This is a genomic window from Thioalkalivibrio sp. ALE22 (genome assembly GCF_000381445.1).
In the GTDB taxonomy this organism is placed as follows: Bacteria; Pseudomonadota; Gammaproteobacteria; order Ectothiorhodospirales; family Ectothiorhodospiraceae; genus Thioalkalivibrio.
Genome location: NZ_KB906501.1, coordinates 166124 through 187426, shown reverse-complemented (window position 1 = coordinate 187426; position 21303 = coordinate 166124). Strand labels below are relative to the sequence as shown.

Genomic DNA, 21303 nt, shown 5'->3' with positions numbered 1-21303 from the left:
GTTTCGGAAAACCTGGGATACCAACGCGAGGGTGTACGTTGACCAGCGTTTCCCTAAGAGGCTTCCCGTGGGGGCTCCTCGGCATCGGGCTCCTGTTCGCGCTGCTGCTGACCTCGCTGGTGGTGATGGGCGATGCGGCCCAGAATCAGGCGCGCTTCGAACAGGTGTTCCTGTGGCTGCTGGTGTTCCATGTGGCCGTGCTGGTGGTGCTGGGCGGGCTGATTATCTATCAGCTCGTGCGCATGGCGATCCAGTATCGCCGCGGGGTGCCCGGCAGCCGCCTGACGCTGCGCCTGGTGGCGGTGTTCATGCTGGTGGCCGTGCTGCCGGTGTCGGTCGTCTACTACTTCTCCTTCAAGTTCCTGAACGAGGGGGTGGATTCCTGGTTCGACGTGCGCGTGGAGTCGGCGCTGGAGGATGCGCTGGAGCTGTCGCGCTCGTCGCTGGATCTGCGGGTGCGCCAGCTGGCGACCGAGACCCAGGAACTGATGAGCGACCTCGAGGGGGTCTCGGAAGGCCTGGTTCCGCTGGCGCTGAACGACTATCGCCGCCAGGTCGGGGCGCAGGAGCTGACGCTGGTCGGTTCCAACAACCGCATCATCGCCTCCAGTACCGACAGCCCGATCCGCCGTCTGCCAACCCCGCCGGGCTCCGACATCCTGATGCGGGTGCGCCCGGAGCAGCCGTATTCGCGCCTGGAGCCGCAGTCCGACGGCTCGCTGATCATCCGCGTGGTGGCCACCACCAGCAGTCGCCGCCCGGGCTCGGAGAATCGCATCCTGCAGGGCATTTACCCGGTGGATCCGCGCATGAGTGCGCTGTCGCTGCGGGTCCAGGATGCCTTCGCCGATTACCGCGAGTTCGCCTACCTGCGCGGGCCGATGATCCAGGGCTTTGTGTTTACCCTGTCGCTGGCGCTGGCGATCTCGCTGATGGCCGCGCTGTGGGCCGGACTGCTGGTGGCGCGGCGCATGGTGCGCCCGATCTCCGATCTGGTGCAGGGCACGCGCATGGTGGCGCAGGGCGACTACAGCACGCGCCTCGCGGTGCAGCGCGCCGACGAGCTGGGCTTCCTGGTGCAATCGTTCAACACCATGACCCGTACCCTGAACGAGGCGCGCGACGAGGCCGAGCGCAATCGCCGCCTGCTGGACGCCGAGCGCGCCTACCTGGAGAGCGTGCTGCAGCATCTGCGCTCCGGCGTGCTGGCGCTGGATGGCAGTCTGCGCCTGCGCACGGCGAACGCCGCGGCCAGCGAGATCCTGGAATGCGACCTGCAGGGCGCGCGCACCCGGGTGATGTCCGAGCTGGGTGACGAGTGCCCGTTGGTCGCACAGTTCTTCGAGGCGATCAGTGACGCCCTGGTGCGCCAGGAGGCCGAATGGTCGCGTCAGGTGGTCGTCTTTACCCGCAGCGGGCGCAAGGTCCTGATGACCCGCGCGGTGTGGTTGCCGACCTCGGGCTCCAGCCGCGGCCTGCACGCCATCGTATTTGACGACATGACCGAGTTCCTGAAGGCCCAGCGCGACGCGGCCTGGGGCGAGGTGGCGCGGCGCCTGGCACACGAGATCAAGAACCCGCTGACGCCGATCCAGCTCTCCGCCGAGCGCCTCTCGAGGCGCCTGGGCAAGGTGCTGGAAGGGGCCGACCGCGAGGTGCTGGACCGTGCCACCGGCACCATCGTGCAGCAGGTGGAGGCGATGAAGACCCTGGTCAACGCCTTCCGCGACTATGCCCAGGCGCCGCAGCTGGAGCGCGCCTCGGTGGACCTGAACCAGCTGATCCGCGATGTCTGCGAGCTGTACCTCGACCAGGACGGCCGCTCGCGCGTGGATGTCACGCTGGATGCGGAACTGCCGCGGATCCACGGCGACGCCGGGCGCCTGCGCCAGCTGCTGCACAACCTGATCAAGAACGCGCTGGAGGCGGGCGAGGGCCACGAGGACATGGAGGTGCATGTGGCCACTGCCTACCTTGACGACCCGGCGGGTCCGCATATCGAGCTGCGGGTGACCGACACCGGTCCCGGCATCAAGCCGGAGTTCCTCGAACGCATCTTCGAGCCCTACACCACCGACAAACCGCGTGGAACCGGTCTCGGTCTGGCGGTCGCACAGAAGATCGTGGAGGAGCATGGCGGCATGATTGAGTGCCATAATGCGGAATCCGGGCGGCATGGGGCGGTCTTCCGCATCCGCATTCCGGTGGAGCATGGTCCGGTGGTTCACGAGGAGCCCGAATGAGCGAAGCCTACATACTCGTGGTCGACGACGAGCCGGACATCCGCATGCTGCTGCAGGATGTGCTGGAGGACGAGGGCTACCAGGTGGCGCTCGCCGGCTCCGTGGCCGAGGCCAAGGCCCAGCGCCGCAGCCGCCGTCCCGATCTGATCCTGCTGGATGTCTGGATGCCGGACGGTGACGGCATCTCGCTCTTGAAGGAGTGGAGCGACGACGAGGGCCTGCCCTGCCCGGTGGTGATGATCTCCGGCCATGGCAATGTCGAGACCGCCGTGGACGCCACGCGACTCGGGGCCTACGACTTCATCGAGAAGCCGCTGTCCATCGACAAGCTGCTGATCACCCTGAACAACGCCCTGGAGGCCGCGCGCCTGCAGCGCGAGAACGTGGGCCTGAAGCGCCATGCCGGTACGGTGCACGACCCGGTCGGCAGCAGCGCCACCATGGTGAACCTGCGCGACCAGGTGCAGCGCATGGCGCAGCACGATACCTGGGTGCTGATCACCGGCGAGCCGGGGGTGGGCAAGCAGACCTTCGCGCGCCTGCTGCATGCGCGCAGCGCGCGGCGCGAGAGCCCGTTCATCGTGGTCTCGGTGGGTTCGCTGTCCGGCGATGAGGCGATTGCCGAGCTGTTCGGCAGCGAGCAGGGCGAGCATGTGCGCTACGGCCTGCTGGAGCAGGCGGCGGGCGGCGTGCTGTTCCTCGACGAGGTCGCGGAGATGGACCTGCAGACCCAGGGCCGGCTGCTGCACGCGCTGGATACCCAGCGCATCACGCGCATCGGCGGCAACCAGCCGATCAGCGTGAATGTGCGCGTGATCGCGGCCAGCCAGTACGACCTGGCCGAGGCGGTGGAGCAGGGCCACTTCCGCGAGGACCTCTACTACCGGCTCAATGTCCTGCCGCTGGCGATCCCGCCGCTGCGCGAGCACCCGGAGGATATCCCGGAACTGCTGGAATGCCACATGCGCCACCTGCACCAGCAGGAGGGCCTGCCGGTGCGCGCCTTCCAGCGCCCGGCACTCGAGCGGCTGCAGCAGTACCACTGGCCCGGCAATGTGCGCGAACTGCGCAATCTGGTGCAGCGGCTGATGATCCTGGGCTCCGGCGACGAGATTACCCGCGACGAGGTGGAACGCACCCTCAGCGGGCAGCCGCAGCGCGCGGAGGAGGCGGGCGAGGGCGCAGTGGCCATCCCCGACCTGCCGTTGCGCGAGGCGCGCGAGCAGTTCGAGCGCGAGTATCTGCAGCAGCAGCTGGAGCGCTCCGAGGGCAACATGACGCGCCTGGCGGAACGGGTGGGGCTGGAACGCACCCATCTGTACCGCAAGTTCAAGGCGCTGGGGATCGACCCCAAGCGCGTGAAATCCGATAGCTGAATCCGCTCCGGGACGGGAGGCGCATGAAGCACATCATCATCCTCGGGGCCGGTCAGGTCGGCCAGTCGCTGGCCGAGGCGCTGAGCGCCGACGGGATCGACATCACCGTGGTCGACTATCGCTCCGAGATGCTGGCGGATCTGGAAGACCGCTACGACATAAAAACGGTACACGGCTTCGCTGCGCACCCGTCGGTGCTGGAGGCGGCCGGGGCGCGGGACGCGTCCATGCTGATCGCGGTGACCAATTCCGACGAGACCAACATGGTCGCCTGCCAGGTGGCGTCCACGCTGTTCAATATCGAGACCAAGATCGCCCGGGTACGGGCGCGCGACTACCACGAGACCCCGGCGCTGTTCGCCCAGGACGCGATGCCGGTGGACATGCTGATCTCGCCCGAGGCGATCGTGACCAGCCACATCCAGCGGCTGATCGAGCACCCCGGCTCGCTGCAGGTGCTGGAATTCGCCGAGGGCCGCGTCTCGCTGGTCGGCGTGCGGGCCTACTACGGCGGGCCGCTGGTCGGCCACGAACTGAAGAACCTGCAAAGCGACATGCCCGGGATCCATACCCGGGTGGCCGCGATCTTCCGCAAGGACCGGCCGATTCAGCCGGATGGTTCCACGGTGATCGAGGCGGACGACGAGGTCTTCTTTGTCGCCGCCAAGAAGAACATCCGCGCGGTGACCTCGGAGCTGCGCAAGCTGGAGAAGCCCTACAAGCGCATCCTGATCGCGGGCGGCGGCAACATCGGCGAGCGGCTCGCCGAGACGCTCAGCAAGCGCTACCGGGTCAAGGTGATCGAGCGTGACTCCGAGCGCGCCGACCACCTGGCGCGGACGCTGCCCAGCAATGTGCTGGTGCTGCACGGGGACAGCTCGGATGACCGCTTCCTCGAGTCCATCAACGTTGAGCACAGCGATGTGTTCTGCGCGGTCACCAACGACGACCAGGCGAATATCTTTGCCGGGATGCTGGCCAAGCGCTGGGGCGTGCGCAAGGTGATGTCGCTGATCAATCGCCCCAGCTACGTGGACCTGCTGCAGAGCGGGACCATCGATGTCGCGATCTCGCCGCAGCAGGCGACCATCGGGGCCCTGCTGGCGCGGGTGCGCGAGGGTGGTACTGCCACCGTGCATACCCTGCGGCGCGGGGCGGCGGAGGCGATCGAGACGGTGGTCAACGGCGATGCGCGCACCTCGCAGGTGGTCGGGCGGCGGGTCGACGAGATCGACTTCCCCGAGGGTACGAGCCTGGGCGCGGTGGTCCGCGAGGAGGAGGTCATCATCCCGCACCGGGACACGGTCATCGAGGCCGGCGACCATGTGATCCTGTTCGTGACCGACCGGCGCAAGGTGAAGCAGGTCCAGCGCCTGTTCCAGCCCACGGCACTGTTCTTCTAGGGAAACACTGATAAATGTACACACTCGCGTTGAGACCCCAGGTTTTCCGAGACAAGGCACGGTGCGCAGCCGGTAGTGGTTCTACAGGCAAGGGCCGTAATGCAGGATCGGGGAACCTGGGGTCCCAACCCCGCGGGGCTCGGCCGCCCGTTGTTATCAGAAACGGGCGCGCGCACGGCGTTGCGGCTCCCTTGTGCAGAATGACTGCACGGCAGTCACCGCGCCTTGTTTGCACGCACAAGCGACTCGAGCGCGAGTGCGTACATTCATCAGTGTTTCCCTAGGCGGCGCCGATGCTGCATCTCGCCTCCACCGCCCGGTTGCTGGGCGTCCTGCTGACGCTGTTCAGTCTGGCGATGCTGCCGCCGGCGGCCATCGGCTTCCTGTACGGGGAGGCCACCGCGCTGGTGTTCCTGCAGGCCTTTGCCCTGCTCCTGCTGATCGGCGGGCTGCTGTGGGCCCCGCTGTACCGGATGCGTCAGGAACTGCAGGCGCGCGACGGCTTCATCCTGGTGGTGCTGTTCTGGCTGGGGCTGGGCATCGCGGGCGCGACCCCCCTGTTCCTCGATCCGAGCCTGCAGATATCCTTTACCGACGCGGCCTTCGAATCGATGTCCGGGCTGACCACGACCGGGGCCACGGTGCTGACCGGGCTGGACGACCTGCCGCGGGCGCTCCTGTGGTATCGCCAGCAACTCCAGTGGATGGGGGGCATGGGCATCATCGTGCTGGCGGTGGCCATCCTCCCGCTGCTGGGCGTCGGCGGGATGCAGCTGTTCAAGGCCGAGACCCCGGGGCCGATCCGCGACAATAAACTCACCCCGCGCATCGCCGAGACCGCGCGCAACCTCTGGTACATCTACCTGGGCCTGACCGTGGCCTGCGCGCTGGCCTACTGGGCTGCCGGCATGGATGCCTTCGATGCCGTCGCGCATGCCTTCTCCACCGTGGCAATCGGCGGGTTTTCACCCTATGACGCGAGCATCGGTCATTTCGATAGCGCCCTGATCGAAAGCGTTGCCATCGTGTTCATGATCATCGCGGGCATGAACTTTGCGCTGCACTTCCTGGTGATCCACCGGGCGACCGTCGCCCCCTATCGCCGCGACGAGGAACTGCGGACCTACCTGCTGCTGCTGGCCGGAGCCAGCGTTGTGGTGGTGATCTTCATGCTCGCGACCGGCTTCGCCAGCGACACCACGGAGGCCCTGCGCAAGGGCCTGTTCCATGTGGTGTCGATCGCGACTACGACGGGTTACGCCACCGACAGCTTCTACCTGTGGCCGGGCTTCCTGCCGGTGCTGTTGATCTTCCTGTCATTTATCGGCGCCTGTACCGGATCGACGGGGGGCGGTATGAAGGTGGTCCGTGTGCTGCTGCTGATGAAGCAGGGGCTGCGCGAGATCAAGCGGCTGATCCACCCGCATGCGCGGATCACCGTGAAGGTGAATGGCAAGGAGGCGCCGGATCGCGTGGTCCAGGCCGTGTGGGGCTTTCTCGCCGCCTACGTGATGGTGTTTGTCGTGATGATGCTGTTGTTGATGGTGACCGGGCTGGATCAGGTCACCTCGTTCTCGGCGGTCGCGGCGACGCTGAACAACCTCGGGCCGGGTCTGGGCGAGGTCGGGGCGAACTATGCCGGAATCAACGACTTCAGCAAGTGGGTGCTGGTGTTCGCCATGCTGATGGGGCGCCTGGAAATCTTTACCGTGCTGGTGCTTCTGTCGCCCGCCTTCTGGCGGCGTTAGCCTGAACGCATCGTTTGACCGGCGGCGCGGGAGGTGCCCCATGAGCGACATGATCGAACGTTTCCAGAACATGCTCGATGGCGGACAGGACTCTGCCATGCTGCGTTTCTCGCTGGGCAACGCCCTGGCGACCGACGGTCAGCTCGAGGCCGCCGTCCCGCATCTCGAACGGGCGCTGGAGCTGGACGGCGGCTATTCCGCGGCGTGGAAGCTGCTGGCGAAGACGCTGGTCCAGCTCGAGCGCCCGGAGGCGGCGCTGTCCACCTGCGAGCGCGGCATTCGCGTGGCCACCGAGAAGGGCGACCTGCAGGCGGTGAAGGAGATGGAGGTCTTCGCCAAGCGAGCGCGCAAGCAGCAGGCCGCCACGGACGGGTCGGGCGACGGCTCCGGGGGCGCATGAGCGCAGCCGACGACGATCGAAGCCGGAGCGAGGACGCCGGCGCCTACCAGGCCCCGCTGACCGCGGCCCACTTCGCCCCGCGCTACTGGGGCAGCTGGCTGCTGCTGGGCCTGGCCTGGGTGTTGCAGGAATTGCCGCGCCCGGCCGTGCGTGGCCTGGCCCGTGGCCTGGGCCGGCTGATCCGGCGCTTTGCCGGGCGCAGTCGCGCGGTGGCCGAACGCAACCTGGAGCTGTGCTTCCCGCAGCTGAGCCCCGCCGAACGCATGCAACGCCTGGAGGCCTATTACCGCTACCAGGCACAGACCGTGCTGGACTATGGCCTGCTGTGGTTCGGCAAGCCGGGGCAGCATGCCGCGCGTATCCGCATCGAGGGCCTGGAACATTACGAGCGCCTGCGCTCGGCCGGTACCCCGGTGATCATCCTCGCGCCGCATTCACTGGCGCTGGACTACGGTGGCGTGCGCATGAGCCAGATGTTCGATGGCGTGTCCTTCGCCAAGCCGATGAAGAACCCGGTGCTGGAATGGATCAACCACCGCAGCCGCACCCGCTACTCCGGCGACATCTTCGCCCGTGACCAGGGCCTGCGCCCGGCCATCCGCCAGCTCAAGCGCGGGCGCTTCTTCTACTACCTCCCGGACGAGGACCTGGGCGCCGAGGGCGCCGTATTCGTCGACTTCTTCGGTGTGAAGAAGGCCACGCTGACCGCGCTGGCGCGCCTGACGCGCATGTCGAAGGCCGCGGTGCTCCCCAGCTTCGCCTGGTACGACCCCGCGGCGGATCAGTACGTGATGCGCCTGTGGCCGCCGCTGGAGGACTATCCCGCCGGCGACGACGAGGCGGATGCCCGACATATGAACGCAGCCGTGGAACGCGGCATCGAACAGGCCCCGGCGCAGTATCTGTGGTCCATGCGCCTGTTCCGCACCCGCCCCGCCGGCGAGCCGCGCCTGTACCCCGACCGCAAGCGCTGATCACGCGGCGATGCCCGAGGGCGATACGATCCACAAGCTGGCGGCGGCGCTGCGGCCCATGCTCGAGGGGGTGGCGCTTGGCCGGGTCGCCACCCGAGCGCGCCGGGGGGATCCGTTACTGGAACATGGCGTGATGACCGCGGAGGCCGTGCAGGCCCGGGGCAAGCACCTGCTGCTGGACCTGGAGGCGACGGACGGGCGGCGCTGGCAGTTGCGCAGCCATCTCGGGATGTACGGGACCTGGCACCAGTATGCGCCGGGCGCGGCGTGGCACAAGCCGGCGGCCGGGGCGTGGGCGGTGCTGGGCCTGCCGGATCGCGTGCTGGTCTGTTTCCACCCGCGTGAGCTGCAGTGGCGTCCGCGCGCGGACGGCGCACGGGACGTTCCCCGGCTGGATGCGCGGGTGGGCCCCGACCTGCTGGACCCGGCGATTGACCTGGATGCGGTTGTTGCCCGGGTACGCGATCGTGCCGATTCAGCCCGCCCGATCGTGGATGTGCTGCTGGATCAGTCCCTGGCGGCGGGGATCGGCAACATCTACAAGTCCGAGGTGCTGTTCCTGCAGGGGTGCCATCCACTGCGTCCTCTGGCACAGGTGCCGGAGGCCATGCTGCGCGGGTTGTACCGCGACGCCGAACGCCTGCTGCGGCGCAATGTGAAGCCGGGGCCGCGGATTACCCGTGAGCGTGCGGAGGCGGGGGCGTTTCTGAACGTCTACGGTCGTCGGGGTGAGCCCTGTCACCAGTGCGGGGCACCGGTCGAATATGCCCGACTGGGCGAGCACCTGCGTGCGACCTACTGGTGTCCGGTCTGCCAGCCGGGGAACCCGTAGGCCCCCGCGGCATCCCAAAAGGATATGAATGATGCACGGCTCCTGGCCGTGCCGCCCAAGTCTCCAGCGGTATCCCGCCCCGCAGGCATCGCATTTTCCAAGGAGGTGAACCATGCAGACGCGCACGATGAAGACGAGCCGCCTCACCCTGGCGCCCGTGCTGGCCGGTCTGGTGATGGCCTGTACCGGATCCTCCGGGGTCTCGGCCGAGGGGCTGGGGGCCGGGGAGCATGGCCTGCAAGCCAGTGTGCTGCACGAGGGACTTAATCACCCCTGGGCCATTGCGTTTTTGCCGGAGGGCGGGGCGCTGATCAGCGAGCGCCCGGGCACCCTGCGCTGGTTCGAGGACGCCGGGTCCTTCGACGGCCGGGGCGAGTTGGTATCCGGTGTTCCGGGCGACCTGCAGGCGCGCAACCAGGGCGGCCTGCTGGACCTCGCGCTGCATCCCGACTTCGCCGAGAACCGCTGGCTGTACTTCACCTATTCCGCAGCCGTGGATGGCGGGCTCACCACACGCCTGGCGCGCGCACGTTTCCAGGACGGTGAGCTTCAGGATGTGGAGACGCTGTTCACCGCCGAGCCGGGCGTCTCCGGGGGGCGCCACTTCGGCAGCCGCATCGTGTTCGATGACGCGGGCTACGTGTATATCAGCGTGGGGGATCGCGGCCAGCGCGATCATGCCCAGGACACCTCGACCCATATCGGCAGCATCATCCGGCTGCATGACGACGGGCGCGTCCCGGACGACAATCCGCTGGTGGATGATGCCGATGCCCGCCCCGAGATCTGGGCCTGGGGGGTGCGCAACCCGCAGGGCATGGTGATGGACCCCGAGACCGGCACCTTCTGGCAGAACGAGCACGGCCCGCGCGGGGGCGACGAGGTGAACATCATCGAGCCCGGCCTGAACTACGGCTGGCCGGTCATTACCCACGGCCGGGAGTATGCCGGCGGGCAGGTCGGCGAAGGCCTGACCGAGAAGGAGGGGATGGAATCGCCCCTGCATCACTGGACGCCCTCCATCGCCCCTTCGGGTATGGCGATCCTCCGCGATCCCGCCTTTGCCGACTGGGACGGCGATCTGCTCGTGGGCGGCCTGGCGCATCAGACCCTTCGCCGGCTGACCTTCGAGGGGCGCGAGCTGGTCAACGAGAGCGAGGTGCTGCCGGATCTCGACCGCCGCGTGCGGGACGTGCGCGTCCATGACGGGGCCATCTATATCCTGACCGACCACAATCCGGGGGAGCTGATCCGGCTCGTCCCGGCCGACTGACGGAGCCGCCGATGTTCGCCTTTTCCGAGCCGCGCATGCCGACCCCCGAACAGGCCCTGCCCGGGCGCGAAGAGCCGATGCCGGTCCCCGAGCGCCACATGGTCCTGGGGACGCCGCTGGCCCCGCCGTACCCCGAGGGCATGCAGGTGATCCATTTCGGCATGGGCTGTTTCTGGGGTGCCGAGCGGTTGTTCTGGCAGCAGGAGGGCGTGTACTCCACCAGCGTGGGCTACGGCGGGGGCTATACCCCGAACCCGACCTATCGCGAGGTCTGCAGCGGCCAGACCGGGCACACCGAACTGGTGCGGGTGGTGTTCGACCCGCGGAAGGTTTCGCTGGACGCCCTGTTCCGTACCTTCTGGGAGGGGCACGACCCGACCCAGGGTATGCGCCAGGGCAACGATGTCGGCACCCAGTACCGCTCGGCAATCTACACCACCGACCCTGAGCAAACCGCGGCTGCCGAAGCCAGCCGCGAGCGTTTCCACGCCGCGCTGGACGCCGCCGGGCGCGGGGCGATCACCACCGAGATCGCCGAGGGCCCGGCGTACTACTTCGCCGAGGACTACCACCAGCAATACCTCGCCAAGGTCCCGAACGGCTACTGCGGCCTCGGCGGCCTGGCCGTGCCCTATCCCACCTAGGTCGAAAGGCGTTTTTTACCACGAAGCCCACGAAGGCACGAAGAAAGGCCAGGTCAAAAGCGATTCACAGGAAGGTTTTAAGACCGGAAGAAGGCTGATGCGACGGCCTCCAGCAGCACGTTGATATGGTGCCTTGAGCGACCGTCACGCACTCGACCCTTCACCTGCAAACCTTCTCTTCTTCCAGACTTCCTGTGAATCGCCTTTCTTCGTGCCTTCGTGTGCTTCGTGGTGAAATCAGGTCTTAGTGTCTGCGGGTGGCGGCTTGGACGAGGGCGCGGAACAGGCGCTGGTGGCGGCGTTTCTGTGGGAGGTATTCGGGGTGCCACTGCACGCCGATGCACCAGTCGTGTTCGGCCTCGATGGCCTGGACCACGCCGGTCGATTCGCGTCCGGCGATCTTGAGGTCCCGCCCCAGGTCATTGACGGCGTGGTTGTGGAGCGCGTTCACGTGGAGCGTCGTGTCGCCCAGGATGTTGGCCAGAAGGCTGCGCGGGTCCAGCTCCACCGGCTTGACCGGCAGCAGGCTGCGGGCCTGCGGGGTTTCCACGTAGAACTCGGCCAGGTCGCGATGCAGGGTGCCGCCACGTACCACGTTGACCAGTTGCATCCCGCGGCAGATGCCGAGGATCGGGCGGTGCTCGTCCAGTGCGCGATGGATCAGGGCCTTCTCCAGCCGGTCGCGGTCGGTGTCCAGTACACCGCCATGGGACTGGAACAGCCGGCGCAGTAACCACAGGGCCGGGTAGAATAGATAGCCGATCAGGCGCTGCGACAGGCGGCGCTCCGCCTGCCGGATGGCAGCCGCATCCGGTCCCTCGGGGAGGGTCTCGCCGTAGAGCTCGGGATCCACATCCGCCCCGCCGCCCACCACCAGACCATCGAAGCGCCGGTGACCGCGCGGCTTGCCCGGGCGCAGCCGCAGCGGACGGCCGCCGGCGCGCCACACCGCGAGCGCTGTAAACAGCCAGGCGGGCCCGCCACCCTGGTCGGGTCCGGTAATGGCGATCACCGGGCGGCGTGGACGCGGCGCTGCGGTATCGGCCACGGTATCGGTGGTCGTGCGGTCGGGCTCAGAACCAGTCACGGAGGCGCTGGCTCCAGTCGTCGGCCCATCGGCCCAGGGCCTGGCCGGGGCGTTCCAGATATTCCCGCGACAGGCGCTCCAGGCGTTCCGGATCCGCCGCCAGGCGCTCGACCTCGACCCAGCCGTTGAACGGCCGCGCGAGGCTCCAGTCCGGGTCGTCGATCTCGCAGTTGGGCAGGCGGTAGTGGAAGGCCGGCCGCGGCTTGATCAGCTCGTGTTCCACCGGGGCCGCGTCGATCCTGCCGGAGTCCAGGTGGGCGAACAGCGGCAACAGATCCAGCGGGCGGTTGCGGGTCGGGTTGTGCGCCAGGTAGGTATCGATCAGGCCGGCTTGGTCGGGACGAAAGTCCGGGTCCAGCACGTAGCGTACAAACGGGCCGGGGAAAGATCGAATGTAGGGCGACAGGCGCCGCGCCAGGTCGATGGCGCCCGCCGCAGTGAGCACTTCCACCATCAGCAGGAAACTGCGCAGGATTGCCAGCAGCCACTCGGCATCGGTGCGGTGCACCTCGATATTGATCTGCAGCCCGAAGGCATAGAGAAACGAGCGTTCGGTACCCAGTGCGCCGGCCTGCTGCAGGGCGGCGCGCACCCGGTCCAGGCGGGGGAGGTCAGCCGCCGCGATCGGCGGCGCCACGATCTCGTGCGGTACCAGGCGGCCCGCGGCGTCCGCGAGCCAGCGCTCCAGCGTGGCCTCGTCCGAGTCGTCCAGCTCGATGCCCAGGCGCGCGAGGTGTTCGCGGTAGCCGCGGTCCTTCAGTACCCGGGCGTCCAGCTCCAGTTGGAAGTCGCCGACGTCCGTGTCGCGTACGTGGAAGACGAAGGCGTTGTCCGATTCGACGTGGCCCCCGAACTCGCCTTTCACGGTCTCGGCCATCGTCTCCAGCGACACCCCGGCCATCTCGATCTCCACGCCGATGCGTCGGGGTGCGCCCTCCGGATTGGCGGGCCAGGGGAGTTCGTGAAAGGGCTCGCTCATGCGCGTCTCGGAGTAATCGGGAGGCACCATGATAGCGGCTCGGTGTACCTCGTGCGGCCCGGGCAGTAGGATAGGCGCCGACTGACAGGAGCCCGCCGACCCCATGGATCGAATCTATCTGCGCGACCTCGAGATTGATGCCGTTGTTGGCGTCTATGACTGGGAACAGCGCATCCAGCGCCGCCTGCGATTCGATATCGAACTGGCGGCCGATACCCGCATCGCCGCCTACTCCGGCGAGATCGGCGACACCGTCGACTACGAGGCGGTAGCCAACGCCGTGCGTGCCATCGTCACGCGCGAACCGCATGCCTTGCTGGAATCCCTGGCCGAGGAGATCGCCGAGGCCCTGATGGCCCAGTTCGGCACGCCCTGGCTGCGCATCAAGCTCGGCAAGCCCGGCGCCGTGCCCGGCGTGCGCGAGGTCGGCATCGAGATCGAACGCGGTAGCCTTTCCTCGTAAACCCGCGCCGGCGACGGGGCGCTGCCCCGGTCGGCGCCACCCCCCCCTGCCGTGCTGTGTCATCGCGGGTCGCGAGGCGACGTGGCGATCTGCAGGGCAGGGAGGTGTTCGCCGTACGTCCCGCATGGCCGCGTGTGCGTTGGTCGCGCCTGTCCCCGCCTCGATTTGCCTCTCCAACCCCGCCACTCGCCGAAGGACTGAACCTTCCGGAATCCCGTACATGGTTCACAGTCCTCGGTCTCCGCACGTTTTTGGTGCGTGTGCACTTTTAGTGCGCACCAAATCAAGGCAAAAGCCCGTGGTTGGGCCGCAACAGGTGTTGCGAAAAGCCGATTTTGCTCCCTTTTGGTACTTGGCACAGCCCGTGCAAGGACCGGGTGTCGACTACGCGACACTCGATTGACCAATCTGGGAGATGACCAACATGAAGAAGTTCACCCGTTCCGCGCTGGCCGCCGCTGTCCTCACCGTAGGCTCCACCGGTGGCGTCGCCTTTACCTCCACCGCCGCCGCGGAGCTGTCCGTGAACATCGGCGCGGTGTCCAATTACTACTTCCGTGGTTTTTCCGAAACCGACGACGGTGCTGCCATTCAGGGTGGTATCGATTTTGAGCACGACTCCGGCTTCTATGTCGGCACCTGGATGTCCAATGTCGATTTTGGTGATGACACCAGCTACGAGCTCGATCTTTACGCCGGCTTTGCCGATGAGTTCGCCAATGGGTTCGGCTACGACGTCGGTTACATCTATTACGCCTATCCGGATGCCCGAGACGATACCGGTTCCCTGAGTGCCGACTTCGGCGAGATCTATGGTGAGGTCAGCTTCGATACCGGCGTTGTGGGACTGTACGGCGGTATGGCCTACGTCGTTCACGACAGCGATGACTCGGCCCTGGAAGACGACGACATGTACTTCTACGCCGGCCTGGACGTCCCGTTCATGGACGTCTACAGCGCCGGCTTCCTGGTAGGTCGCACCCGCTTCGACGACTCCAGCCTGGACAACTACACCCACTACACCGCCAGCCTGACCCGTGATGCGGGCGACTGGGGCGAGTTCAGCTTCAATCTCGAGTATGTCGACGAGACCGACGAAGATCTGGGCGCCTGGGTGGGCTGGTCCAAGACCTTCTGATTCCGCATTACCGCCTAAAGCAACAGCGGGTCCGTCAGGTGGAGGGCCCGCCTACAGGAGTCTGACATGAAGATGATTACCGCCGTAATCAAGCCGTTCAAGCTTGATGATGTTCGCGAGGCGATCTCGGAGATCGGCGTACAAGGGATGACCATGACCGAAGTAAAGGGTTTTGGTCGCCAGCGCGGTCATACCGAGCTCTATCGCGGTGCCGAGTACGTGGTCGATTTTCTGCCAAAGGTGAAACTGGAAGTGGCTGTCGACGAGAACCTGGTCGATCAGGTGGTCGAGGCCATTTCCAAGTCTGCCAGCACGGGCAAGATCGGCGACGGCAAGATCTTTATCACACCGGTGGAGCAGGTCGTGCGTATTCGCACGGGCGAGACCGGCCCGGAAGCCCTTTAAGGCCTCCGTCTTCCATCGAATGAGGAATTTCAATCATGGAAATTGAACAGCAAGTTGTCGAACTCGCCTACGCAATGGACACCTTTTACTTTCTGGTGGCCGGCGCGCTGGTGATGTGGATGGCCGCGGGCTTTACCATGCTCGAGGCCGGGATGGTGCGCACCAAGAGTGTGGCCGAAATTGCAACCAAGAATATCGCCCTGTATTCGATCGCCAGCATCATGTACATGCTGATCGGCTACAACATCATGTACAGCGACGGCCTGAGCTCCATCATTCCGGGCCTGGGCTTCCTGATCTCGGGCGACAATGCGGTCGCGGACGTACTGGGTAGTGGTGGTGACATCTACTACTCCGATCGTGCCGACTTCTTCTTCCAGGTCGTGTTCGTGGCCACCGCGATGTCCATCGTCTCGGGTGCCGTGGCCGAGCGTATGAAGCTGTGGGCCTTCCTGGCCTTCGCGGTCGTCCTGACCGGCTTCATCTACCCGATCCAGGGCTTCTGGAGCTGGGGTGGCGGGATCCTCGACCAGATCGGCTATCTGGACTACGCCGGTTCCGGCATCGTCCACTTCACGGGTGCCGCTGCCGCGCTGGCCGGTGTGCTGCTCCTCGGGGCGCGCAAGGGCAAGTACGGCAAGGATGGCCAGATCAACGCGATCCCGGGCTCCAGCATGCCGCTGGCCACCCTGGGTGTGCTGATCCTGTGGCTGGGCTGGTTCGGCTTCAACGGTGGTTCCGAGCTGAAGGTCTCGGACATCGAGTCGGCCAATGCCGTGGCCGCCGTGTTCGCCAACACCAACCTGGCCGCGGCCGGGGGTGTGGTCGCCGCGCTGATCACCACCCGTCTGGTGTTCGGCAAGGCTGATCTGACCATGGCGCTGAACGGCGCGGTCGCGGGCCTGGTGTCCATCACCGCCGAGCCGCTGATGCCCAGCCCGTTCCTGGCGATGATCATCGGTGCCATCGGTGGCGTGATCGTGGTGTTCTCGATCGTCGCGCTGGACAAGCTGAAGATCGACGACCCGGTCGGCGCGATCTCCGCGCACGGTACCGCCGGTATCTGGGGTGTGTTCGCGGTGCTGCTGTCCAACCCGGATGCGACCTTCGTCGCTCAGCTGGTGGGCCTCCTCGTCATCTTCGTCTTCGTCTTCGTGGCCAGCCTGATCGTCTGGGCCATCCTCAAGGCGGTAATGGGCATCCGCCTGAGCGAAGAGGACGAGGATGTGGGCGCCGACATCGCCGAGTGCGGTCTCGAGGCCTACCCGGAGTTCACCGGGAAGCAATAAACCCTCGTTAACCTGAACCGGGGTCGGGCCACAGGCCCGGCCCCGACATCGTCTCCTCCGACGCCGACAAGACAGTCTCCCAGGACTTGGATGTTGGCCTTTGGGCGCCCCTCACCGGGCGCCCTTTTTTGTTTCCCGAGCTGTGGGAGCGGGCTCGCCCGCGAAGCCCCTGCCTGCGCCCGATAGTGCGATCGACATCCGCAGAGGCACCCCTCACGGCGGACCGTTCGTCTCGCAGCAAGCAGCGCCTGCCCGTCCGGCCATTCATCCCGCCGCCCCGGCTTCGGTTACGATCGCCATTTCGCCGCACCGGGACCCTGTCGCATGGATCGCCTGCTGGATGTTCGCCAACTGAAAACCGCCCATCTGGGCCCGCTGGATCTGGCGCTTCAGCCCGGGGAGCTGGTGCAGGTCACGGGCGCCTCCGGTTCCGGAAAATCCCTGCTGCTGCGGGCCCTGGCCGATCTTGACCCCAATACGGGGCAGGTCATGCTGAACGGGAAGCCGCGGGACGCCATGGCGCCGGTCGACTGGCGCCGGCGCGTGGCGTACGTACCGGCGGAGACCGCCTGGTGGGGCGAGCGCGTGGACGAGCACCTGCCAGTGGACTTCGCGCGCGCGGCGGCCCTGCACCTGCTGGAGCAGGTCGCGTTGCCGGAGGCCTCTCTAGGCTGGGAGGTTGAGCGCCTCTCCAGCGGCGAGAAGCAGCGCCTGGGGCTGGTGCGCGCGCTGCTGAACCAGCCGCGTGTTCTCTTGCTGGACGAGCCCACCGCCAATCTGGATCTGGAAAACACCAAGCGCATCGAACGCGCGGTACGGGGGTATCTCGCCGAGGAAGACGCGGCAGCGCTTTGGGTCAGTCACGACACCCTGCAGCGTCAGCGCCTGGGCGGCCGCATCCTGACCATCGCCAACGGCAAGCTGGAGGTGAACGCGTGGAACTGATCTCGCTTTCCGCGCTGGACCTGTCGCTGGCGGCCTTGCTGGTCGTCGCGCTGGCAGGGCTGACCGTCTGGGCACGTATGGGGCTGGGGCGCAGCCTGTTGATCGCCGGGGCGCGCACCGTGATCCAGCTGCTGCTGGTCGGGCTGATCCTGCAGACGCTGTTCGATCACGCCCAGCTCGGCTGGGTGGCGCTGATGGCCGTGGTTATGCTGGCGGTGGCCGGCTACGAGGTGATGGCGCGCCAGCAGCGCCGTTTCGCCGGGCTGTGGGGCTACGGCATTGGTGCCGTGACCATGTTCATCTCGGCGTTCGCGGTCACCGTGCTGGCGCTGACCACCATGGTCGGCCCGACCCCCTGGTGGGAGCCGCAGTACGCGATCCCGCTGCTGGGCATGCTGCTCGGCAACACCATGACCGGCATTGCGTTGGGGCTGGACCGCCTGACGCAGACCGTCTGGCGCGAGCGCCGCACCATCGAGGGCCGGCTGGCGATGGGGGCCTCCTGGAGCGAGGCGGTCACGACCATGCGCCGCGAGGCCGCGCGCTCCGGCCTGATGCCGACCATCAACGCCATGGCCGCCGCCGGCATCGTCAGCCTGCCGGGCATGATGACCGGCCAGATCCTGGCCGGCGCCCCGCCGGTGGAGGCCGTGAAGTACCAGATCCTGATCATGTTCCTGATCACCGCCGGTACCGGCTTCGGCACCCTGGGTGCGGTCTGGTTCGCCTCCCGCCGCCTGTTCGACACCCGCGAACGCCTGCGCCTCGACCGCCTCAAGGCCGGCCGCCACACCTAGTCACGAGCTCAATGCACTCTCCGGCGTGTGTGGCGCCCGTCATCGCGTGGCGTGCAGCGCCGTGACGATCTCCGTGGGCGGCCCCGGCGTTGGCCCGGGCGAGCGTCGGAGGTTTTGTTACGAGATGGCCACGGCCCCTGACGGGGCCTCGCCATGACGTTGAAAAGTACTGTCATCGCGAGGCGCGCAGCGCCGTGGCGATCTCCGTGGGTGGCCCCGTCGCTGGCGCGCGATCAGGCGAACAGCTTGCGACGGAAGAACTCCGGGGTGGCACCAGCGGCGCGGTGGATCGCGGCGTTGTAGTAGTGCGTGACAAATGGCAGCTCTTCGGCGGCCTCTTCGCGCAGGAAGGACACCGGGCAGTCCTTCGCGGCGATGGTGCAGGTCCACCAGCCGGAGGGGTAGGTGGCCTGCGGGAAGTGCAGGGTCAGGGCGTCGATGAAGTTCGCCGCGCGCAGGCTGTCGTGCATCGGGCGGATGATGCTGTCGGTGTGCAGTAGCGGCGATTCGCTTTGCTGCACCAGCAGGCCATCCGCGCCCAGGGCCTTCACGCAGTCCTTGTAGAATGGGGTGGAGAACAGGCCTTCGGCCGGGCCGACCGGGTCGGTGGAGTCGACGATGATCACGTCGATGGAGCCGGGGGCGGCGTCCTTCAGGTACTGCACGCCGTCGTCGAACAGCAGTTCGGCGCGCGGGTCGTTGTTGGCGTCGCACAGCTCCGGGAAGTACTGCTCGGACAGGCGGGTGACGCGCTCGTCGATATCCACCTGCACGGCGCGCTCGACCTCGTCGTGCTTGAGGACCTCGCGCAGGGTGCCGCAGTCGCCGCCGCCGATGATCACCACGTTCTTCGGGGCGCTGTGCGAGTACAGCACCGGGTGCGACATCATCTCGTGGTAGATGAAGTTGTCGCGGCCGGTCAGCATCACGCAGTCGTCGATGACCATCAGGTTGCCGAAGGCCTCGGTCTCGTAGATCTCGATCTTCTGGTACGGGGTCTGTTCCTCGTGCAGCTTCTGCTTGATGCGCAGGGACAGCGCCATGTCTTCGTGCGGTTCGCTGAACCAGTTGTTGTCGAGTGCCATTAGGCGGCTCCCCTTGCCGGTGCGGTGGACGGTATGATGCGCCGCTATGATAGTGCCCTGTATCCTGCGGGCAACTCTGTTCTTCTCGTCATTGCGAGGAGCCGTAGGCGACGACGTACAAAAGCAGCGAAGCTGCGTTGAACGGCCGCCGGCCGGCCCGAAGGGCGAGCGTAGCGAGTAATCTCCTGAATGAGGGCAATGCGCCTGGTTGCCCTGATCGCCCCTGGTGTTCGGGGGGATGATGAAGGCGATTGCCACGTCGCTTCGCTCCTCGCAATGACGGGACTTTTCTGGCTTTTGAAATCCGGGAACACCATGACCGTCACGCCCTGGAATCTGGACGAGGCCCGCGCCACCTACGGGATCGATCACTGGAACGGTGGCTTCTTCGAGGTGAACGCCGCGGGCAATGTGGCGATGCGCCGCGCGGACTGGCCGGATCACCCCGGCGTGGACCTGTACGAGCTGGCGGGCCGCCTGCGCGAGGAGCATGTGGGCCCGCCGGTGCTGGTGCGGTTCCAGGACGTGCTGGACGGCCGGGTGCGCCGCCTGGCGCGGGCCTTCGACACCGCCGCGCGCGAGCTGGAGTACGAAGGCGCGTTCACCGCCATCTACCCGATCAAGGTCAACCAGCAGCGCAGCGTGGTGGACCAGATCCTGGCGGCCGGCGATCAGCCGGATGCCGAGGGGCTGACCCCGCGGGTGGGGCTGGAGGCCGGCTCCAAGCCCGAACTGATGGCCGTACTGGCGCAGTCGCGGCCGGGTGCGGCGATCATCTGCAATGGCTACAAGGACCGCGAATACGTGCGCCTGGCGCTGATCGGGCGCCAGCTCGGGCAACGCGTGTACATCGTGATCGAGAAGCCTTCCGAGCTGGAGGAGGTGATCCGCCAGGCCGAGGCCATGCAGGTCGAGCCGCTGCTGGGCCTGCGCGTGCGCCTGGCCTCGATCGGCAAGGGCAAGTGGCAGAACACCGGCGGCGAGAAGGCCAAGTTCGGCCTGTCCGCGGCGGACGTGCTGGGCATCCTCGAGCGCCTGCGCGGCCTTGGCTGGCTGGACCGGCTGCAACTGCTGCACTTCCACATGGGTTCGCAGATCGCGAACATCCGCGACATCCAGAACGGCATGGGCGAGGCAGCCAGCTATTTCGCCGCGCTGACCGAGGCCGGTGCGGCCCTGCGGGTGGTGGATGTCGGCGGCGGGCTGGGGATCGACTACGAGGGCTCGCGTTCGCGCAACGAGTGCTCCATCAACTATTCGGTGGAGGAGTACGCGCTGAACATCCTGCGCCCGCTCAAGCGCATCTGCGAGGAGCAGGGTCTGGTCATGCCGGAGGTGTTCAGCGAGTCGGGCCGCGCCCTGACCGCACACCACGCAGTGCTGATCACCAACGTGATCGATTGCGAGCCGGCTCCGGGGGATGGCGATGTCCCGCCCGCGGAGGATGGCGAGCTGCCCGAGATCGCCGCCATGCGCGCCTTGCTGGAGGACGGCGAGCGCCCGGCCTCCGAGATCTATCACGATGCCGCCTATGGCCTGGCCGAGGTGCAGGCGCGCTTTGCCCGCGGGATGCTGTCGCTGGCCGACCGTGCCCGCGCCGAGGCAATCTACTTCGCCCTGTGCCAGCGCCTGCTGGCGCGACCGGAGGCCCTGCCGGCAGAGATCCACGCGGAACTGACCGACAAGCTGGCGGACAAGGTGTTCTGCAACTTCTCCGTGTTCCAGTCGATCCCGGACACCTGGGCGATCAACCAGATCTTCCCGATCATGCCGCTGCACCGGCTGGACGAGCGGCCGACCCGGCGCGCGGTATTGCAGGACCTGACCTGCGACTCCGATGGCCACATCGAGCACTACGTGGAGCGCGAGGGCACGCACACCACGCTTGCCCTGCACCCGTGGAACGACCGCGAGCCGTACTATCTCGGCATCTTCCTGGTCGGCGCTTACCAGGAGATCCTGGGCGATCTGCACAACCTGTTCGGGGACACCGACACCGTGAACGTGGAACTGCTGCCCGAGGGTGGCTACCGTCTGGTGGACCCGGAGCGGGGCGACACCGTCGACGAACTGCTCTCCTATGTGCACTTTGCCCCGGATGACCTGCGCCGCGCCTTCCGCGCCAAGATCGACGCCGCCGGCCTGCGTGGCGAGGCCGCGGGACGGCTGCTGGCCGAGCTGGAACAGGGCCTGACCGGCTACACCTATCTCGAGGACTGAAC

19 protein-coding genes are annotated in these 21303 nt (G+C 66.9%); 16 read left to right on the top strand and 3 right to left on the bottom strand.

What is annotated here, in order from left to right; genetic code table 11:
- Window positions 1-38 precede the first annotated feature (38 nt).
- The 9 genes from F793_RS0104220 to msrA all read left to right on the top strand — a co-directional run bounded on the left by F793_RS0104220 (window position 39) and on the right by msrA (window position 10893).
- On the top strand, window positions 39-2243 hold the full coding sequence (locus tag F793_RS0104220; RefSeq protein ID WP_018879672.1) for an ATP-binding protein: 2205 nt from the start codon (window positions 39-41) through the stop codon (window positions 2241-2243).
- The gene (locus tag F793_RS0104215; protein ID WP_018882562.1) at window positions 2240-3619 is read left to right on the top strand and encodes a sigma-54 dependent transcriptional regulator; all 1380 of its coding nucleotides are present in this window, start codon (window positions 2240-2242) and stop codon (window positions 3617-3619) included. Before F793_RS0104220 ends, F793_RS0104215 begins: the two co-directional genes overlap by 4 nt.
- 23 nt (window positions 3620-3642) lie before the next feature.
- Window positions 3643-5022 carry a Trk system potassium transporter TrkA gene (gene trkA, locus F793_RS0104210; RefSeq protein ID WP_018865482.1) on the top strand — a complete coding sequence of 460 codons (1380 nt, stop codon included), beginning with the start codon at window positions 3643-3645 and terminating at the stop codon, window positions 5020-5022.
- A gap of 293 nt (window positions 5023-5315) precedes the next feature.
- Window positions 5316-6770 carry a TrkH family potassium uptake protein gene (locus F793_RS0104205; RefSeq protein WP_018882563.1) on the top strand — a complete coding sequence of 485 codons (1455 nt, stop codon included), beginning with the start codon at window positions 5316-5318 and terminating at the stop codon, window positions 6768-6770.
- Between the two features lie 40 nt (window positions 6771-6810).
- Window positions 6811-7170 (top strand): tetratricopeptide repeat protein, encoded by a 360-nt coding sequence (locus F793_RS0104200; RefSeq protein WP_018878606.1) that lies wholly within the window; start codon window positions 6811-6813, stop codon window positions 7168-7170.
- Window positions 7167-8144, top strand: a complete 978-nt coding sequence (locus F793_RS0104195) for a lysophospholipid acyltransferase family protein (protein WP_018882564.1) — start codon at window positions 7167-7169, stop codon at window positions 8142-8144. Before F793_RS0104200 ends, F793_RS0104195 begins: the two co-directional genes overlap by 4 nt.
- A gap of 10 nt (window positions 8145-8154) precedes the next feature.
- Window positions 8155-8976, top strand: a complete 822-nt coding sequence (locus F793_RS0104190) for a DNA-formamidopyrimidine glycosylase family protein (RefSeq protein WP_018882565.1) — start codon at window positions 8155-8157, stop codon at window positions 8974-8976.
- A 112-nt stretch (window positions 8977-9088) separates the two neighbouring features.
- Window positions 9089-10249, top strand: a complete 1161-nt coding sequence (locus tag F793_RS0104185; RefSeq protein ID WP_018882566.1) for a PQQ-dependent sugar dehydrogenase — start codon at window positions 9089-9091, stop codon at window positions 10247-10249.
- An 11-nt stretch (window positions 10250-10260) separates the two neighbouring features.
- Window positions 10261-10893, top strand: a complete 633-nt coding sequence (gene msrA, locus F793_RS0104180) for a peptide-methionine (S)-S-oxide reductase MsrA (RefSeq protein WP_018882567.1) — start codon at window positions 10261-10263, stop codon at window positions 10891-10893.
- Window positions 10894-11137: 244 nt separating this feature from the next.
- Here the strand turns inward: msrA and F793_RS0104175 are convergent, their stop codons facing one another.
- Window positions 11138-11980, bottom strand: coding sequence for a gamma-glutamyl-gamma-aminobutyrate hydrolase family protein (locus tag F793_RS0104175; RefSeq protein WP_018882568.1), 843 nt, complete (start codon window positions 11978-11980; stop codon window positions 11138-11140).
- The gene (locus F793_RS0104170) at window positions 11967-12989 is read right to left on the bottom strand and encodes an amidoligase family protein (protein WP_018882569.1); all 1023 of its coding nucleotides are present in this window, start codon (window positions 12987-12989) and stop codon (window positions 11967-11969) included. The genes F793_RS0104175 and F793_RS0104170 overlap by 14 nt, the downstream gene beginning before the upstream one ends.
- A gap of 73 nt (window positions 12990-13062) precedes the next feature.
- Here F793_RS0104170 and folB point away from each other — a divergent pair, with 73 nt between their 5' ends.
- From folB to fetB, 6 genes are all read left to right on the top strand, one after another.
- Window positions 13063-13422, top strand: a complete 360-nt coding sequence (folB, locus tag F793_RS0104165) for a dihydroneopterin aldolase (RefSeq protein WP_018865492.1) — start codon at window positions 13063-13065, stop codon at window positions 13420-13422.
- Between the two features lie 424 nt (window positions 13423-13846).
- The gene (locus F793_RS0104160; protein WP_026280805.1) at window positions 13847-14560 is read left to right on the top strand and encodes a TorF family putative porin; all 714 of its coding nucleotides are present in this window, start codon (window positions 13847-13849) and stop codon (window positions 14558-14560) included.
- Window positions 14561-14626: 66 nt separating this feature from the next.
- Window positions 14627-14965, top strand: coding sequence for a P-II family nitrogen regulator (locus F793_RS0104155; RefSeq protein ID WP_012981610.1), 339 nt, complete (start codon window positions 14627-14629; stop codon window positions 14963-14965).
- 35 nt (window positions 14966-15000) lie between these two features.
- Window positions 15001-16254: an ammonium transporter gene (locus tag F793_RS0104150; protein ID WP_019592781.1), complete on the top strand. Its 1254-nt coding sequence runs from the start codon at window positions 15001-15003 to the stop codon at window positions 16252-16254.
- A 324-nt stretch (window positions 16255-16578) separates the two neighbouring features.
- Complete coding sequence (locus F793_RS0104145; protein ID WP_018882571.1) at window positions 16579-17199, top strand: ATP-binding cassette domain-containing protein; 621 nt, start codon at window positions 16579-16581, stop codon at window positions 17197-17199.
- Complete coding sequence (gene fetB, locus F793_RS0104140; protein ID WP_018881471.1) at window positions 17190-17996, top strand: iron export ABC transporter permease subunit FetB; 807 nt, start codon at window positions 17190-17192, stop codon at window positions 17994-17996. Before F793_RS0104145 ends, fetB begins: the two co-directional genes overlap by 10 nt.
- A 233-nt stretch (window positions 17997-18229) precedes the next feature.
- On the opposite strand, the gene speE is transcribed toward fetB, so the two are convergent.
- Window positions 18230-19081: a polyamine aminopropyltransferase gene (gene speE / locus F793_RS0104135; RefSeq protein ID WP_018882572.1), complete on the bottom strand. Its 852-nt coding sequence runs from the start codon at window positions 19079-19081 to the stop codon at window positions 18230-18232.
- A gap of 315 nt (window positions 19082-19396) precedes the next feature.
- Between speE and speA the strand changes: the two genes are divergently transcribed.
- Window positions 19397-21301 carry a biosynthetic arginine decarboxylase gene (gene speA, locus F793_RS0104130; protein ID WP_018882573.1) on the top strand — a complete coding sequence of 635 codons (1905 nt, stop codon included), beginning with the start codon at window positions 19397-19399 and terminating at the stop codon, window positions 21299-21301.
- Window positions 21302-21303: the final 2 nt, after the last annotated feature.